13 protein-coding genes are annotated in these 17,664 nt (G+C 51.3%); 7 read left to right on the top strand and 6 right to left on the bottom strand.

Annotation, left to right across the window (positions count from 1 at the left end; genetic code table 11):
- Positions 1-27: 27 nt before the first annotated feature.
- From recG to C7382_RS02520, 5 genes are all read left to right on the top strand, one after another.
- Complete coding sequence (recG, locus tag C7382_RS02540; protein ID WP_116678742.1) at positions 28-2,139, top strand: ATP-dependent DNA helicase RecG; 2,112 nt, start codon at positions 28-30, stop codon at positions 2,137-2,139.
- 9 nt (positions 2,140-2,148) lie between these two features.
- On the top strand, positions 2,149-2,901 hold the full coding sequence (locus C7382_RS02535; protein WP_243405632.1) for an HAD family hydrolase: 753 nt from the start codon (positions 2,149-2,151) through the stop codon (positions 2,899-2,901).
- Positions 2,902-2,965: 64 nt separating this feature from the next.
- Positions 2,966-4,564, top strand: a complete 1,599-nt coding sequence (locus C7382_RS02530; protein ID WP_243405631.1) for a sialidase family protein — start codon at positions 2,966-2,968, stop codon at positions 4,562-4,564.
- Between the two features lie 996 nt (positions 4,565-5,560).
- The gene (locus C7382_RS02525; RefSeq protein WP_116678739.1) at positions 5,561-6,196 is read left to right on the top strand and encodes a MarC family protein; all 636 of its coding nucleotides are present in this window, start codon (positions 5,561-5,563) and stop codon (positions 6,194-6,196) included.
- Positions 6,196-6,687: a 3'-5' exonuclease gene (locus C7382_RS02520; RefSeq protein ID WP_116678738.1), complete on the top strand. Its 492-nt coding sequence runs from the start codon at positions 6,196-6,198 to the stop codon at positions 6,685-6,687. Before C7382_RS02525 ends, C7382_RS02520 begins: the two co-directional genes overlap by 1 nt.
- Before the next feature lie 93 nt (positions 6,688-6,780).
- Here C7382_RS02520 and C7382_RS02515 read toward each other — a convergent pair whose 3' ends face one another.
- Genes C7382_RS02515 through C7382_RS02495 form a run of 5 tightly spaced genes read right to left on the bottom strand, consistent with a single transcriptional unit; the run spans position 6,781 to position 10,078 of the window.
- Positions 6,781-7,638, bottom strand: a complete 858-nt coding sequence (locus tag C7382_RS02515; protein WP_116678737.1) for a hypothetical protein — start codon at positions 7,636-7,638, stop codon at positions 6,781-6,783.
- A gap of 15 nt (positions 7,639-7,653) precedes the next feature.
- Positions 7,654-8,547: a porin family protein gene (locus tag C7382_RS02510; protein ID WP_116678736.1), complete on the bottom strand. Its 894-nt coding sequence runs from the start codon at positions 8,545-8,547 to the stop codon at positions 7,654-7,656.
- An 18-nt stretch (positions 8,548-8,565) separates the two neighbouring features.
- Entirely contained in the window at positions 8,566-9,033 is a 468-nt protein-coding gene (locus C7382_RS02505; RefSeq protein WP_243405630.1) for a DUF6108 family protein, read from the bottom strand.
- A gap of 56 nt (positions 9,034-9,089) precedes the next feature.
- On the bottom strand, positions 9,090-9,581 hold the full coding sequence (locus C7382_RS02500; protein ID WP_116678735.1) for a hypothetical protein: 492 nt from the start codon (positions 9,579-9,581) through the stop codon (positions 9,090-9,092).
- Positions 9,578-10,078, bottom strand: coding sequence for an RNA polymerase sigma factor (locus C7382_RS02495; protein WP_116678780.1), 501 nt, complete (start codon positions 10,076-10,078; stop codon positions 9,578-9,580). Before C7382_RS02495 ends, C7382_RS02500 begins: the two co-directional genes overlap by 4 nt.
- 660 nt (positions 10,079-10,738) lie before the next feature.
- Here C7382_RS02495 and cls point away from each other — a divergent pair.
- Positions 10,739-12,160 (top strand): cardiolipin synthase, encoded by a 1,422-nt coding sequence (cls, locus tag C7382_RS02490; RefSeq protein ID WP_116678734.1) that lies wholly within the window; start codon positions 10,739-10,741, stop codon positions 12,158-12,160.
- A 21-nt stretch (positions 12,161-12,181) separates the two neighbouring features.
- Positions 12,182-14,422 (top strand): RelA/SpoT family protein, encoded by a 2,241-nt coding sequence (locus C7382_RS02485; RefSeq protein WP_116678733.1) that lies wholly within the window; start codon positions 12,182-12,184, stop codon positions 14,420-14,422.
- 121 nt (positions 14,423-14,543) lie between these two features.
- On the opposite strand, the gene C7382_RS02480 is transcribed toward C7382_RS02485, so the two are convergent.
- Entirely contained in the window at positions 14,544-17,303 is a 2,760-nt protein-coding gene (locus C7382_RS02480; RefSeq protein WP_243405629.1) for a TonB-dependent receptor, read from the bottom strand.
- Between the last annotated feature and the right edge of the window lie 361 nt (positions 17,304-17,664).

The raw sequence follows: 17,664 nt of genomic DNA, 5'->3' as shown, positions 1-17,664 counted from the left end.
TCACGGACGTCTCCCAACTTCTCGACAATGTCGCATCTATTGACGGATATACTCTCGACTAAGATCAACTACCTGACGGGAGTTGGCCCCAAGCGTGCAGAAATACTCAGAGAGGATATTGAGGTGTACACCTACCTCGATTTACTCCATTATTTCCCTTTCCGCTATGTAGATCGGAGTCGGTTCTATGCTATCCGAGAGATACGGACCGATATGCCGTACATCCAACTGCGCGGCGTCTTACGTCATTTCTCAGAAGTGGGCGAAGGGAGACGCAAACGTCTCACTGCTACATTCTCGGACGGAACGGGTAGTATCGAACTCGTGTGGTTCAAGGGAATCAAATATATGCGCGACAAGCTCCAAGAGGGGCGTCGCTATATCGTCTTCGGCAAGCCTACACTATTCGGCTCGGGCTACAATATCGCTCACCCCGAGATCGACGTAGAAGAGAAAGCCGAGCAAATAACCGGCGGATTGACGCCCATCTACCACACGACCGAGAGGATGAAGAATATGGGGCTCGGCAGCAAACAGCTGCAGCAACTCATATACGTCCTGCTCAATCAGGTATCCGCCTCATTAACAGAGACACTCCCCTCCTATCTCCTTGCGACTTACGGATTTCTGGCCTATCCCGAGGCAGTACGACAGATACACTTCCCACAGGGTGTAGCACAGCTCGAACTGGCACGGACGCGCCTCAAGTTCGAGGAACTATTCTTCGTCCAGCTGCATCTGCTCGGCAGTAAGTTGGAGCGCAAAGCACGATTTCGCGGCATCGTATTCCCCAGTGTGGGTCATCTCTTCAATACATTCTATAAGGAACACCTCCCTTTTGAACTGACTACAGCCCAGAAGCGAGTGGTTCGAGAGATTAGACAGGATACGCTCACGGGACACCAGATGAATCGACTGGTACAGGGAGACGTCGGTAGTGGCAAAACATTGGTCGCACTACTGGCAATGCTCTTAGCACTGGACAATGGCTGCCAGGCATGTCTGATGGCACCCACGGAAATCTTGGCCAGGCAACATCACCACACGCTGTCGGAGCAGTTGCGCCCGCTCGGAGTGGAAGTCGGCTTGCTGATCGGCAGCTCCACCGCGCGCCAGCGAAGTCTTCTCCTACCACGATTGGCCGACGGCGCGCTGTCGATTGTCATCGGCACGCATGCTCTCATTGAGCAAGGAGTGGTTTTCCATCGTCTCGGCATGGCGGTGATAGACGAGCAACATCGCTTCGGCGTCCAACAACGTGCCCGTCTATGGGAAAAGAATGCAGAGACACTCCCCCACATCCTGATCATGAGTGCAACGCCTATTCCCCGCACGCTGGCCATGACGTTATACGGAGATCTGGACATCTCGATCATTGACGAACTGCCTCCGGGACGTAAACCCATCCAGACCTTGCATCACTACGATAATAATATGGCTCCCGTCTATCGTTTTTTGCGTTCTCAGTTGGCGGCGGGACGTCAGGTCTATGTAGTCTATCCGATGATCGAAGGTTCCGAATCGGCCGACCTGAAGAATTTGGAGGACGGCTTCGAGCTTTTCTCCTCAGCCTTCCCCGAAGAATGCGTCACGATGGTACATGGCAAGATGAAAGCACATGACAAAGCGTCTCGCATGGCTGAGTTTGTAAGTGGACGCTCTCGGATTCTCCTCGCAACAACGGTAATAGAGGTAGGGGTCAATGTCCCTAATGCTACCGTCATGATCATAGAAAATGCCGATCGCTTCGGCTTATCGCAACTACACCAATTGCGTGGTCGCGTCGGCCGCGGAGGAGAACAGAGCTATTGTATCTTGATCACCGGCACGAAGGTGGGAGATGATTCGCGCCGAAGAATACAAGTCATGGTGGAGACGAACGACGGATTCGAGATAGCCGAAGAGGATATGCGATTGCGAGGCTTCGGCGACCTCGAAGGCACGCGACAGAGCGGCAAGCAGATCAGCCTCCGAATAGCTAATCCGGCACGTGACGGCGAACTCATAGCACTCTCCCGCAGAGTGGCGGAACAAATCTTGGAGCGCGATCCGGATCTCCTACACCCTGATAATCATATTCTCAAGCTCCGACTAAACAAACTCTTCCCGAAGGAGGACAATTGGAGCGCTATCAGCTAAGCGACGACAGTGATACAGACCGAATCAGATATAATAAATGCAGTTCGCGCCTTCCGTGCGAAGAGGGGTTACACAGTTGCACCATTGCGTGCATGCCTTTTCGACATGGACGGCGTGCTCATTGATTCAATGCCTGCACATGCGAGAAGTTGGGTAGAAGCCTCCGCTGCATACGGTATAACGGCGGAACCATTAGACTTCTATCGGTGCGAAGGCCAGAAAGGAAGCGACACCATCGAACGTCTGTTTCTTCAAGTACACGGACGCAGAGCGACCGCGCAGGAAACAGATGATTACTATCAACTCAAGACCGAACTATTTTCCCGCTACAATACAGGAAATGCCGTCACCGATGCGCCTGCATTGGTGGCTGATGTGCGGGCCAATGGTCTGCATATTGTTTTGGTCACCGGCTCCTCGCAGAACGATATCCTCGACCGATTGCAGGTTCACTATGGTGATGCTTTTGGCTCTGCCAATGTTATCACCGGAACTGACGTCATGAGAGGAAAGCCTCATCCGGAGCCTTACCTCAAAGCACTGGAGCGGGCGAATGTAGCCCCATGGGAAGCTATCGTCATAGAGAATGCTCCTATGGGTGTGCGCGCTGCCGTAGCTGCAGGCATCTTCACGATAGCTGTCAATACCGGCTGTCTGCCTGATGCCGACTTATGGGCAGCCGGTGCATCAGTCATTTTTCCCTCTATGGCAAATCTACGTTCCGCTTTACCTGCCCTATTGGCAGAAAGTGCAAGCCGTTAGATCCGCCTCTTAATCCGTCCATCCCACGGAAATTGATAATCCTCCTCTAATAATACATCCGACAATGAAAAGGAATCGACCGATCGTTGCCTACAGTCAGCACATAAGCCGGCTCAAATTCCTATTACTACTCTGCATCAGTGTGTGCAGTATCACCATTCTCCGAGGACAAGACGCCATCGTGCGTGGAGAACGACACGGCACAGCACCAAATCAAGTCATGCGCACATTGGCGACAGTCTCTCTGTCCGATCCGATGCGCGCCAAGGATAGTACGATTGAAATCCGCTATGAGCTTCCTAAAGGGACAGCCCGACGGATCACTCGCCTCCAACTCCTCTCAAGCGATTCCCTTGCTATGCGAGACCTCCCCGACTATCGAGGACGCATCACCTACAATGTGCATGCTCCCATAGCAGAGGGGACCTTCCGCCTAACGGGTGAAGATGTTGCAGGCAAACGCCACTTCTATATAGTAGCCGATATAGATGCTTCTCCTGCTCATTCGCAACGCGACACCCTCGGCATCCGTGTAACGGATGTACTGCGCAACGGTCTCCCCCTTAAAAAAGTAGAACATCAGGGCGAAACGTCGCGACGGATCTTTCGCGGCTACGAAGCTCTCTTCGTACCCGGAGACGACGGCTCACGCAATTATCGCATTCCGGCCATCCTGCGGACACATAACTGCACACTCATCGCAGTAGCTGACAAACGCAAATACAATCAAGGCGACCTGCCCGAAGACATCGACATCGTCTTGCGACGCAGCGAAGACGGTGGAGAGACGTGGAGCCCGGCACAAACCGTCATCCAAGGACAAGGACGCGGACTCGGCTACGGCGATGCCGCATTGGTGCAAACTCATAACGGACGCATCCTCATGTTTTTTGTCGGAGGGATCGGGATGTGGCAGTCCACTGCCGAGCAGCCGATACGCACTTATCTATGTGAGAGTACCGATGACGGACGCACATGGAGCACTCCACGCGACATAACACCCTCCCTCTTCGGAGCAGAATGTAGTGATGAGGAGCGTCGCCATTTCCTCGCCTCATTCGTGGCATCCGGTCAAGGCCTCGTCCTTCCCAATGGGCGCATCCTGTTCGCTGCGGCCATGAGGGAAAACAATAATGGGTTCGTGCTACACAACTATATACTCTATAGCGACGATGATGGTGCCACGTGGCAGGTCTCCGACAAGGCATTTGCACGTGGCGACGAGGCCAAACTGAGTCTCCTCCCCGATGGGCGCATACTATTGAGCGTGCGTAATCAGGGAGGACAAGAAGAGGGACAGCGTTTCTTCGCCATCTCTGAGGATAGTGGACATAGCTGGACGCGCACCCGTACATTCGAAGGTATTCCCGACAACGGTTGTAACGGTGCCGTCTTGCAGGTAGAACACCACGGACGAAAGTTGATGCTCCATTCCTTGCCGGGACATCCCACCAAACGAGTGGATGGGGTAATATATGTATATGACCACGACATGGGCAAGTGGAGTTATCCTCTGCTCATAAACGGAGGCATGAGTGCTTATTCGGATATGACCATGATCGATAAAGACACGCTCGCCTACTTCGTCGAAGAAGATGCCACCATGTCGCTCGTACTGATTCGGTTGAGTCTCGACGAACTCCTCTCCGACTTGACCTTTTAATAGGGATTCAACACACGCAGCGAAGTGAGTGAATGGCGTCCCAACCTACACGATTCATTCAGATTATTAGAAGACCTTTTCTTAGTCTTATTCGACTAAGTCTGATTGCTTCATTCAGCCTTTGACGGAGGTGTCGCTCACCGACGGACACCTCCAATGCTGTTTTTTGATCGTTATCTGAGTCCGAATAGTCTCAAAAACGGTTTTTTAACGTGTCATTCACGTACGACGACACTAATCACACTGCTTTTGAGCACATGACATGCTATAATGCATACTATATCATTTGCTTTTGATTGCATTACATGCTATAATACCTATTATAGCGTTTGCTTTTGATTGCATTACATGCTATACTGCCTATTATAACGTTTGCTTTTGAAGCAATTACAGCCTGTAATGCACATTATTTCATTTGCTTTTATAGGCGTTATACTATGAAACGCCCTTAAAGCATAACGCTTTTGGGCTTACTACAGACTGTAATGAAATGAAAACAAGTCGATTCTAAGTATTCAACTGACGTGGACAGGCAGATTATCCGTTGAAGAGAAGAAATTTCCGGAGTGTAGATCGGACTCACGTTAATACAGAGTGATATGTTACTTCCCTGATTAAACTTTCGGTCTATGTCTCGCTCTATGATTAAAAGAATGATAGTAGTAATGCTCGACAAGAGATAATAGCAATAACTTTTTTCGTTTTTCAACTCTCTACAGTTGTTTGGGTGTGTCACGACGTGAGTCGGGTCACACCCTTTTTATGTGGAAGCTAATTCATCGCAACCAAATGGTTCTGACAGACTGAGCATGAACGACAACATCCAAGAAGCGACAGCTACGTCCATAAGCAGGAAGCTATGGGTGAGAGGAAAGATAGATGGATGTCAGCGTGTCAGAGGAAAAGCGCTAATTTTGTGGCACGTAATCAATTTTCTGCCAGAACGTAACAACCAAACCTTACCAACATTAACTAACAAAAAGCAAAAAGACATCTATGGATTTCTTAGACAGAGTAATGCAAGACCTGAGCCTGATCGATCTGAAGGAGATCATCGGCTCTTTCGTGATCCTGTTCGTCACCATTGATATTATCGGCGCCATACCCGTGGTTCTCAGTCTCAAGGACAAAGGACAGACATTTCATACAGGCAAAGCGACAGCCTTTTCTTGCGTGATGATGATGGCGTTCCTCTTTATCGGCGAACCGATGCTGAATTTCTTCGGCGTGGATGTATCTTCTTTCGCTGTGGCGGGAGCCATCGTCCTCTTTGTGATGGCTGTGGAAATGATATTTGGGGTACAAATCTTCAAGGACGACGGTCCCGAAGGGAGTGCCACGATCGTCCCATTGGTATTTCCACTATTCGCCGGAGCTGCTACGTTTACCACCATCCTGACGTTGCGAGCCGACGGCGTTGCCATGACCAATATCGCCATTGCCCTGCTTATTAACGTGGCTATGATCTACTTGATGCTGCGCTATCTGAACCAATTGGAACGCTTCTTTGGAAAAGGCGGCGTGTATATCCTGCGTAAGTTCTTCGGCGTAATACTACTCGCCATCTCGGTGAAGTTCTTCACCGGCAACATTATGAAGATCATCGAGATGATGACAAGCTCGGCCGAGTAATGCGAGACTTTGCAGCCATAGACTTCGAAACAGCCAACAGCGAGCGCACGAGTGTCTGCAGCGTGGGCATCATCGTTGTACGAGGTGGCGAGATCGTACACCGTTATTACAGCCTGATTCGTCCCGAACCGGACTATTACAACCACCACAATACACGCGTACACGGACTGACCGCTGCCGACACCGAGTCGGCGCGGATCTTTCCGGACGTGTGGGCCGAAGTGGAGCCTCTAATCGCAGGGCTTCCGCTCGTGGCACACAACAAGCCGTTCGACGAAGGTTGCCTCAAGGCGGTATTCAGGATGTACAGAATGGACTACCCCGACTACCCGTTCTTCTGCACGCTTCAGGCAGCACGCCGCCAACTGCGACACCTCAGCGATCATCGTCTGCCCACCGTAGCCCAATGCTGTGGCTATCGACTCGACGAACATCACCATGCTCTGGCCGATGCCGAAGCCTGCGCCGCCATCGCGCTTACCATCCTATAGGAGAGACTTATATCACAAAACGAATGCGGGACTGAACCGGAGGCTTACACACCTCGTTCAGTCCCGCATGATTGTATAGTAAGGAAATGAATGCTATAGGGACAACGACAAACCAAATGTATAGGGATGCAGCTTGGGGCCTTTGCCGCTTCGGAAAAGCGGTGTCAGCGAGTAGGTGAAGAAAATCCCTGCGTTGCGATAGTTGATACCGGCACGGGCTTCGACCGAGAAGGTGTTCAGATTGACCCTCCTCAACTTTTCCAACCGGCCATCGGGGCCATCGGTCGTAGCAGCAGAATATACTTTGGCTCTCAATACAGGAGCTATATAGACAGTCAAGTTAGAACCGACCCCATTGAATGCCAATGCCGGCATGGCTTTCAGATATGCAGCAGTGAGTGTACATTCGGCTCGGCCGGGCACGTCCACTACGGTAGTCACTCCGTCGATATTCTTCAGCGTTTTGGAGTCGGTGATGCGGTAAATGTCGGCATCCCAACCGAGGGCATAAGTCAGCACCAGATACTTGTTTAGACGGTAAATATCTCCGTAGAACTGGAGCGAACCACGGTAGGAATGACTCCGGCCTATGTCGGAATGAGAGTCATCGACTAACAACCCTCCCCATTCGAAAGAACCGAAACCGTAGGTACCCCAAATGGGCTTTTCCTTATCCCTGTTCGGCCGATTGATCAAAGTATTCCGAAAGCGTTGTTCGATGCTGCGACCATTGCGATAGACGCCACGAAAGATCTTTTCGTTTTCTATCTTGTTGCCCGAAGGCATCGTCTCTTCGACAATTACCTCGAAGTCGTCTTCGCTATCTGTGATAGTGATCGTTTTTTCTCCTACACGTATTACCGTATCACAGACGGCGGATGACATGCTCTCTGCATAGGAGGCTACTACAGAACTCAGTAGTATTCCGAAGATCAAACAGAAATGTTTCATTGTTTTTCGCTGATTTTATAGTCCGTAACCGAATCCGATCGCAAACATACGGGTGTCAGGCCCCTTATCACCTCGGAAGATGGGCGTGAGCGTATAGGAGCCATAGAGATTGAATCCGCGATAATTGACTCCTATGCGAGCCTCCACTACGACAGGATTGAGGTTGAGATCCCCTCCATGCTTCTCGTACTTCTTGTGGTCAGGCAACCACACTTTGGAGCTGGACGCCGTCTTGAATTTGAGCGTAGGAGCTACATAAAAAGAGATATTGCTGCGATACTTCCTTAAGATCAAAGGCAGAGCAAAGTCCATATAGGTAATGTGCAGACGACTCTTGTCGTAAGTGACACCTGCATCGGCGGGTAGCACTTGCGTCACACCATTGACGTCACGGAAGGAATAGTTGCCCTTGAGGTGGATGGAGTTGAACTCAATGTCCATATTAGGTGCTATGACGAGCCAGTCGTTCAGCCGACAGGACACACTCATTAACCCGATCGTATAGCGAAGCGAAGAGCTGGCATTGATATGATCGCCGGCATCGCCCGTCAGATTGACAAAACCGAGTTTGAATGATCCTAAGCCAACGTCACGTGTTCGGCGGTCACCCTTACGATCCTTGGATCGGCTGAAATTGAGCGGCACGTCGAAGATGGTATTGCGGAAGCGTTGTTCGATGCTCCTGCCCTTGAGATATATCCCCTTGAACACTTGCTGGCTGCGTACGCTGTCGCCATCCATTCTGTGACGATAGAGCGTGATGTCAATGTCGTCGTCAGTCTCTTCGATAACGATGGTCTTGTCTTGCGTGCGGATGGTGGTGTCCGGACTGATAAATGCGGGGCAGACGGCCTCGGCCATGAGGGGGAAGAGGATGGTGGTTAAGCCGATGACAATTGTTTTTTTCATAAGTAATTCCATTATTAGTTAGTTGTCTGTATTCTTGTTCTGCAGGAGGAGTGACACCAGATCGTCAGCACCGAGTTTGCCCTCGATGTATATCAGCGTAATGCCACGCTTGGGGTTGTAGCGGTAGAGGATGTAACGGTTGAGTCCATTGGCAGGCGGGAGCTCGTAATAGCCCGAACTGAGCGTGCCGAAGTCGATCACCTCCTTGATGCTCTTGGCCACCTTGCGATCGGCATCCACTGCTGCGCGCACGACGGCCAGGCGCTTGCCCGGCTCACGCATCGTGAGACTGCGGTAGAGGTGTATGTCGTACTCGGTGAGCATCTCTCGCGTCATGACGACGGTGGTCACATCCTTGGCCCGACCGTAGCGGTCGAATATCTCTTGCACATGGGGCACGGTGCCATTCTGAGCGAGGCCAGATACTGCGGCCATCAGGCTGAGAAGCAGGATTAGTAGTGGGAGTCGGAGTCGTCTCATCATCATTATGAATTTGTGTACTTGGGAGTTATCTTTTACGAATGATCAGAGTGCTGAATCGGTCAGAGGCCAAAGAGTTCTTGCGCCAGCTCTTGCCGATCAATAGCCACATCGTCGAATGCTTCTTGGGCATAGAGGCGCACCAACTCGGGATCGTCCACATGCACGCCATTAACGACGGCGTAGGAACTCGTTGTAGGCAGAGGCAGGGAGTTATCCACCTGCGGCTGTCGGAACACTAAGACCAGGGCTGCGGCAGCGGCTACAGAGACACTACCTACCGTCCACAGCGTCCGGCGAACGCCGGAGCGACGTATCCAAGAGTGGTGCGAAGCAGATTGCGAGTGTCCGTCAATGGCTCTGCGACAGGTGATGTAGCCGAAGAGCGGGCGCAGATGCTGCCATTCCTCAGGCAGATCCTCCGTGGCGAAGTAGCGACGCAGCTGTTCCTCTTCGCCCTCTGTCGTGAAACCATCGAAGTACCGGTCCAGAAGTTGGCCTATCTCCACTTCAGAAAGGCGGTTTTTTGTCTTATATCCTATACGTTTCATCATCGTTTCAATTGTAGAGCCAATGCGGTGCGCAGGGCACGACGCGCACGACTCAGATTAGTATATACGGCTTCCACTCGCACCCCCACGAGCTGGGCTATTACCTCGCTTTCGTAGCCGTCTATTTCCTTCAGTCGGAATGTCATCCGCTGGAGCGGTGGGAGAGCCTCGATGGCTGCCTCGACCATCTGCATGGTCTCGGACTGTTCCAAGACGCCCTGGGGCGTAGGTTCGTAATCGACGAAGGGCAGATGGTCGGGCAATGGCTCCGTGCGCCCATCTTTGCGGATCATATCCAGCGCTATTCGTCGTGCCGTAGTCACAGCCACTGCCTCGACACTATCGTAGGAAGAGAGTCGGTCGCGATTGATCCACAGACGCATCAGTGCCTCCTGCGACACATCGGCTGCAGCCTCCTCGTCGTCGAGGATGCTATAGGCCACGCGCTTGAGGCGAGGGGCCAAGGGGGCTACGTTCTGTGCGAATGCTTCTACTTCCATGATTGTCTTGAGACGTTTGGCGAGCAAAGGTCTTTATTTGCAAGACGAAGAGCAAACAGAATTCTGTCATGCAGTGAGAAAAAATTCACCTCCACCTTATAACAGACTGATATTCAGACATAAACCAATTATATCTGATACAAAGACAAGAAGGAGAATGCACAGAATTGCCCCAATCGATGCGTACAGACTGCTATGTAATTATGATTCCAGTCATCGACAAACAGTCAGGACTCGCCAAGGGGATACCCCATTCTGAAAAGAGAGATACACTATTGTGAAAAAGTATGCAGATGTGTTACGATCTCAAACCCACACAGGATGTCGAAAAAAGTCGCGCCAAAAAGAAACGATTTTGGCGCCATTACGGAAAAGTTTATGCGCCAAAACGAAAAACAATAGGCGCGTGTTTTCCCGATCTCTTTGCGCGAGTTTTTTCCGATTTATGGCTCACAAAATTGAGAAGTATGCTCCACGGCTCTCAAGGCTTCACCGAGTGTTAAAAAAGATGATGACGCACAAATCTCTTCGATAGTGCCCCATGATGATCTCCATATTTGTCCCAAGCAAGTCTGATTATAGCCAGTCAATAGCGAGCTGAGACTCGGATTCCCGAAAATTTTGCCTAAGTTTGAAAAGTACTAAGACGACCATCGACGCATGACCGCACTATTGATCGTACTATATCTGCTCTTGGCTGCAGCTGTCAGTGCCGTAATCATCAGTGAGAATCGCAATCCGCTGAAAGCCATGTCGTGGATTCTGGTCGTGACCTTCGTCCCCGTTCTCGGGATGATCATCTACATCTTCTTCGGGCAGGACCAGCGCAGAAGACGCATCGTGAGCCGACGCATCTACAAGTGCATCATGCACAAGCCGCACTACCTCTCCATTCCGGAAGTTCAGTTGGAGGCGATGAGCAACATCCAGCTCAATCCCATCATGAAGCTGATCAACAACAATGCCGACAGCCCTGTCATGCTAAGCGACCGACCCGACATTTTCACCACAGGTCAGGAAATGTTCGATCGCTTCTTCCGCGACATCGAAGAGGCTCGCCACCACATACACATCCAGTTCTACATCATCGCCGACGACCGATTGGGCAATCAGATGGCCGACCTTCTCATACGCAAAGCGGCAGAAGGTGTGAAAGTACGCGTCATATACGACCACGTGGGGTCATGGGCAACGGGGCGACGGTATTGGAGACGGCTGCGGAACGGAGGTGTGGAGGTCTATCCTTTCATGCCGGTCTTCTTCCCTTTTCTCTCGGGACGCGTCAATTACCGCAACCACCGCAAGGTGGCAGTAATAGACGGACGCATAGGCTATCTGGGAGGTATGAATGCTGCCGACCGCTACTACTACGGCAATAAGCTGGGCATGTGGCGCGACTCGCACTTCCGCATGACGGGCAGCGTAGTAGCAGGCCTGCAGAGCAGTTTCCTGCTGGACTGGTACGTGGTTTCACGGCGCGTCATCAATCTCTCGGGTTACTACCCCGACCAACCGCTCCCCTACTCGGACGAGAGCATGAAAATACAGCTCGTACGCTCCGGCCCCGTGGGTCAGTGGCGCACCATCGAGCAGGCAACCATCTACTGCATCGAGCGTGCTTGCGAGCACATCTACATCGAGACGCCTTACTTCCTACCCACAGAGGGATTGAACAATGCCCTCATCACGGCAGCACTGGCCGGCATCGAGGTGCATCTGATCGTCCCCAGACGGAGCGACGCCCGCCTGCCGCAGATAGCGGCCTTCTCATACATGGAGGATCTACTGGAGGCAGGTGTGCACATTTACCTCTACAAAGAGGGATTCCTCCACTCCAAGATGATGATGATCGACGGTCAAGTGGCTTCGATAGGCTCCACCAATATGGACTTCCGGAGCTTGGAGAACAACTTCGAATTCAACGGTATCATATACGACGAACCCACGGTGCAGCGTTTGGAAGCGATCTTCTTTGAGGATCTGTTGCAGAGCGAACCACTCGATCTCAAACGATGGCGCAAGCGTAGTCGCATCAAGAAATTTAGCGAGTCGTTCATTCGACTCTTTGCCCCACTGCTATAACTCTCTATCCGGACCACATTCATGACCACAAAGCCCTCTCCTTTCTATACGACCGATGAGCGAGCACGTCTCGTCTCATGCTACAGCTGTCTCTTACGCACACTGACTCCCGATCGGCGAGTCTTGGCAGAAGTGCGACACCTGATGAACCTCTTCGTGGAAGAAGGATGCTTCGACCGCGACAAGAACGGCATGCATGGCTTCATGCGTAACATCGAAGTGGCGTGCATAGCCACCCGCGAGATTGGGCTGGGGATAGAGTCAATCTGGGCATTGTTGTTCTATCGCCCCATGATGAAAGGGTTGATGCAGCGAGAGCGAATCGTGGCGCTGCTGGGAGAAGATGTGGCACGACTGATCGATCTGCTGCTGAAGACCTCCGAGATTTATATGCGCAATGCGGCCATCAATACGACGAACTTCGAGCACTTCCTCCTCTCCATCGCCGAAGATATACGAGTAGTCCTGCTCATCATCGCCGACCGCTCCTTCCTGCTCCGCAATGCCAAGAGCATCGCATCGGCAGAAGAGCGAACAGCATTGGCCGCGGAGGTCTCCTATTTATATGCTCCATTGGCTCACAGGCTCGGTCTCTACGCCATCAAAAGCGAGATGGAAGACCTCTGTCTGAAGTACACCGACAGGCAGACCTTCGACATGATCAAACGCAAGCTGGGCGAGACAAAGCGGAGCCGTGACGCTTATATAGAGGCCTTCATCACCCCGCTGCGCCAGAGACTGGACGAAGCTCTCCCCAACACTTCCTACGAAATGAAGGGAAGGACCAAGAGCATCAACAGCATCCGCAACAAACTGCGCAAGCAAGGCATCGAGTTCGAAGCCATATATGACCTCTTTGCCATTCGCATCATTCTGGATGTTCCCGAGAAAGAGGAGCGATCGGCATGCTGGCATGTCTATTCTATCATCACGGATATGTATCAGCCCAATCCGCAACGGCTCAAGGACTGGATCTCCATACCCAAAAGCAACGGATACGAATCCCTGCACATCACGGTAATGGGGCCGCAGAACAAGTGGGTAGAGGTGCAGATCCGCACGCGCAGGATGGACGAAGTGGCAGAGCGTGGTCTGGCCGCTCACTGGAAATACAAGGGAATCAAGAGCGAGACGGGACTGGATGAATTTCTCACCAGCGTACGCGAGACGTTGGAGGCGCGCGAACATTCGTCTGACGACACTTCAGAGACGGTGCAGAACTTCAAGATGAATCTCTTCACCGACGAGATATACGCCTTCACACCCACGGGAGAACTCATCAAGCTGCCCCAAGGGGCAAGCGTGCTCGACTTTGCTTTTGCCATCCACTCGCGCATCGGTTGCCAAGCGGTGGGAGCAAACGTAAACGGAAAGAACGTCCCACTCAAACATAAACTGGAGAACGGCGACTCTGTTTCGATCATCACTTCCGCACAACAGACCCCCAAGAAGGACTGGCTCTCTTATGTGGTGAGCTCAAAAGCGCGCAACAAGATCAAGCAACAGATCCGTCAGCAGGTGGAGAGTAGCATAGATGTGGTCAAAGAACTGCTAAGTCGTCGACTCAAAAACCGCAAGCTACCGTTCGATGAGGCCGTGTTTACACGCATCGTGCGCCGCAAAGGATTCAAGCATCTGACCGATTTCTATCTGGAAATCGCAGCCGACAGACTGGATGTCTTGGAAGTATTAGAACTATATGCCGGCGAACTGGAGGAGGAACACCGTCGCGAAGCGGGACAAGGTGCGGCCAAACGAAGCGCAGATTCATTCGTCGCACATCCTCCACGTGAAGAGGAAACAGCCAAAGGAGGGAAGAGCGATGTACTCGTCATAGACCAAAATATGACGGGGATAGAGTACAGTTTCGGCAAGTGTTGCAACCCTATTTATGGCGATCAGGTCTTTGGTTTTGTGAGCAATAGTGGCATCAAGATCCATCGCACGGACTGTCCCAATGCGCCGGATATGTTCAGTCGCTATGGTTATCGCGTGATCGAAGCACGCTGGAGCGGCAAAGGATCGACCGGTTACGAGGCTACGCTCCATGTCGTTGGGCAGGACAATCTGGCCATCGTAACCAATATAACGTCGGTTATCAACAAAGAAGCAGGTGTATCACTCCGCGCTTACTCCATCAACTCGAAGGACAATCTCTTCGACGGACTCTTCACCGTCGAAGTGCCTGACACCTCTACGCTCTCCATCCTACTACGTAAAATACGCGGAACGAACGGTGTCAAGTCAGCCGAACGGCATTGAACAATTAGCCGTAGTCAGAGAACTCAATTAATCTCAAACACGAAGGGGGCCCACCACACGGATGCGCCCCCCTCGTTTGTTATATGAACTCTTTACACTTTTGCCATGATTCTATCACAACTCAGAAGCGTCTTCCTCCAAACGGAGGCCCTCCGATGTTGCTACGCTGGTAATCGCTACGTGAACCACCTCCACTAAAGATATTGAAGCGGTAGATAAAATCTACCATCACATAGCGTCCGATTGTATTGGTCATGCTCTCTTCTATCGCAAGGGCAGTCGCCGAACGACTGATATTGGAGCGTTGGGCCAGAATATCATACCCCTTCACACGGAGAGTACCGGCCTTGTCACGGAGGAAGCTGTACGAGAGTGAGGCATTCCACAGCCACTCATTGAGTGCAAAGCTGTAGCCCGAATTGGTATTATACTCCACATCGCTATCGATACGGAACCCGTAAGGCAATGTAATGGCCACCTGATAATTGCCACCATAGTCGTACGTACGTGCATCGCTCTGAGCACTAAGAGAATTATTCACCGAGTAGAAACCGAACATACCGCCGATACTCATATCCAACCAGTCGTTGCGATAGGTAAGTGTCAACCTTTCACGAGTACGGAAGGTGAGCGCTTTGTTCTTAACATCGTTGATAAAGCTCTGTCCTTGGTAGAGCTGATTGAACATGCTGAGCCTAAACGAGAATGCTCTATTGCGCAAAGGAACGGAAAGCGAACTATGCAGATTGCCCATCCACGTGCCAGAAGCATTGCGGAAGCTCGTTGTGCGGACACCCGTAGCAGGGTCGTAATGTGTATTGGAGACAATGTCGTCGAAAGTATAGTAACCAAAGAGACCCACGTTGAACGCCATCTGATTCTTAGCATTGAAGCTTTGGAATGTAGCCATCAAGTTATTTGAGTAGCTGGGTTTCAAATCCGGATTACCCAGGGTGAGAACAAGCGGATTGGTAATGTCCTGTACGGGAGCAATCTGGTTGATAGATGGCTGTATCGTACGACCACGATAATCCACCCTCAGGTTAGTCGTTCTGTCAGGCTTGTAGTTGATGCGGAACATCGGTGAGAAGTTCACACGATTGAACGCGAGCTTGTCTTGCTCCACGCCACCCACTGTGCGGTAGCTGACGGTGCGATTGGGATCGACATTGAAGCCCACAGTGTAGTCCCACGTCTTGGCAATTTTCTTGATGTTCACACCGATACGATATTGGGTGAATTCATTGCTGTACGCGAGACCGTAGTCATTGTCCAAAACGGAGTACTGTCCGTCGGCACCGAGAGCGAAGACTTCGCGATCCGAATTGCGTCGAGAGTAGCGTCTGTTCAGCACAGCTTGAGCAAAGTAGTTGTTGCCCAACGGCTCCACGTATGAGAGTCGCAGTCTGTACTGCAGATTGGTATTATCATTAAACTGCTTCTGATTGGTCTCCACGTTCTGGAGTGCAGCCTGATAGATGCCTTCACCTTCCTCATCGGTGTATCCGCCACTGATCGAACCGCTGATCGTACGTCCGTCATCGTTGAGCTTATGGCTGATATCCAGATCGCCGTCAAATCGGAAGTTATTACCCGTGGTCGTCTGATTGATGAAACCGTTGTTGATCATTGCACCGGAGGCATTCACTGTCTCATAGAGGTCATTATAGAAACCATTGACCTTAGACATAGAGAGGTTGGGCTGGAAAATCAACTCCGTGCGCTCGGTAGGCTTCCATTCCAACTTGAGACGTGCTTGTCCGTTGTGTGAGAATGAACGCTCCGATACGTTCTCATCCATGAATGTATTGCCACCTTCTACGATGTTTTCCACCCGTCGAGTCGTCTCGATGGCACGATCGTTGTATCCGTAGCGTCCGTCACCACCCGAAGAAAACTCCGGAGTGATCTCCGCACTGAAGTTGGCTCCGAGCATAGAGGAAGAGGTGATGCCGCCGGAATTACCGAAGAATCGACGATCACCGCCTCCACCGCCCATGAAGGACATGGAGCCCATCTCGCTACCCATCTCGCTAAAGCCCATATTGTTAGTGTTATTAGCGCCACCGATAATGGTCCATTGCTTGTTGCCATCGAAGCGATTGACGTTTAAGCCTGCCATATATCGGTCATCCGTACCATAGCCACCTTGTACGGATCCGAAGAGCCCTTTCTTCTTTTCGGGCTTGACAGTGAGGTTGATCACTGTCTCCTCTTCTCCGTCATCGAACCCGCTCATACGAGAGAGCTCGCTCAGTTTGTTGAGCACTTGCACCTTATTGACCATATCGGCCGGAAGATTCTTAATAGCCACCTGAGGATCCTTGGAGAAAAACTCCTTGCCATCCACCAAAATCCGACTGATGTCTTTTCCGTTGATGGTGATCTTGCCATCGGTACCGATCTCTGCTCCCGGCAGTTTCTTGATCAACTCTTCAAGAGTAGCCCCTTGCTGGACCATGTAGGATCCGGCATTGAATTCGAGCGTGTCGTTGCGCACGACGATCTCGGCCGCCTTAGCTTGCACCGTCACACTCTGAAGCATACGTGCATCCTCGTTCATGCTGATGTCCTTGAGCGTGAGAGTCTGCCCGGCTTTGAGCTCCACTTTCTCCTCGTGTGTGATGTAACCCACGTAGGTGACACGTAATGTATAATTACCCCCCTGATTGGTTTTCAAGTTGAATAATCCTTTTTCACTGGTTACCCCTACTGCTTGACTCTGGCCTGAGCTCTGCAAAAGCTGCACATTGGCGTGAATCATGGGGCTTCCTTCTTCATCCAACACTCGCCCCGCCACTCCGGTTTGTTGGGCATTAAGCCCAACGAATCCGAGAGAGGCGACGAGCATTGACAACAGTAATTGATAAATCGAACGCATAAGTTTTTACGAAAAAAAGAAAAGTCCGGGCTGCCGCATTCATTCTCCGAAATGATCTACACGGACGCGCCCTACATTTTGAATAGAAAAAGAAGCGACAGCAAAGTTTAATGCAGTGCGATTATTTTTGCCTTTGCATATCATCATGGTAATATCCCAGCTCCTTCATCCACCTGTATAGCAACCGAAATCACGGAACCACGACACCCGCTTGCATAGAATGGTGCCTAAAACGAATAAAAACACGCGGCAGAAACACGAGAAAAGACGCGCCAAATCATTTTGGATTTGGCGCATATTCCGGAAAGAAATGGCCCCATTTCCAACAAAATTACGCGCATGTATTTGCTTCGTATTGGCG

It is taken from the genome of Porphyromonas loveana (assembly GCF_003096695.1).
Taxonomy (GTDB): domain Bacteria; phylum Bacteroidota; class Bacteroidia; order Bacteroidales; family Porphyromonadaceae; genus Porphyromonas; species Porphyromonas loveana.
This window is presented reverse-complemented; position numbering and strand designations above follow the sequence as displayed.

Coding starts and splice junctions, on each gene's coding strand:
- C7382_RS02505 (WP_243405630.1), bottom strand. CDS start 9,033: ATGATGATGAGACGACTCCGACTCCCACTACTAATCCTGCTTCTCAGC.
- recG (WP_116678742.1), top strand. CDS start 28: ATGTCGCATCTATTGACGGATATACTCTCGACTAAGATCAACTACCTG.
- C7382_RS02525 (WP_116678739.1), top strand. CDS start 5,561: ATGGATTTCTTAGACAGAGTAATGCAAGACCTGAGCCTGATCGATCTG.
- C7382_RS02520 (WP_116678738.1), top strand. CDS start 6,196: ATGCGAGACTTTGCAGCCATAGACTTCGAAACAGCCAACAGCGAGCGC.
- C7382_RS02480 (WP_243405629.1), bottom strand. CDS start 17,303: ATGCGTTCGATTTATCAATTACTGTTGTCAATGCTCGTCGCCTCTCTC.
- C7382_RS02500 (WP_116678735.1), bottom strand. CDS start 9,581: ATGATGAAACGTATAGGATATAAGACAAAAAACCGCCTTTCTGAAGTG.
- cls (WP_116678734.1), top strand. CDS start 10,739: ATGACCGCACTATTGATCGTACTATATCTGCTCTTGGCTGCAGCTGTC.
- C7382_RS02510 (WP_116678736.1), bottom strand. CDS start 8,547: ATGAAAAAAACAATTGTCATCGGCTTAACCACCATCCTCTTCCCCCTC.
- C7382_RS02485 (WP_116678733.1), top strand. CDS start 12,182: ATGACCACAAAGCCCTCTCCTTTCTATACGACCGATGAGCGAGCACGT.
- C7382_RS02530 (WP_243405631.1), top strand. CDS start 2,966: ATGAAAAGGAATCGACCGATCGTTGCCTACAGTCAGCACATAAGCCGG.
- C7382_RS02495 (WP_116678780.1), bottom strand. CDS start 10,078: ATGGAAGTAGAAGCATTCGCACAGAACGTAGCCCCCTTGGCCCCTCGC.
- C7382_RS02515 (WP_116678737.1), bottom strand. CDS start 7,638: ATGAAACATTTCTGTTTGATCTTCGGAATACTACTGAGTTCTGTAGTA.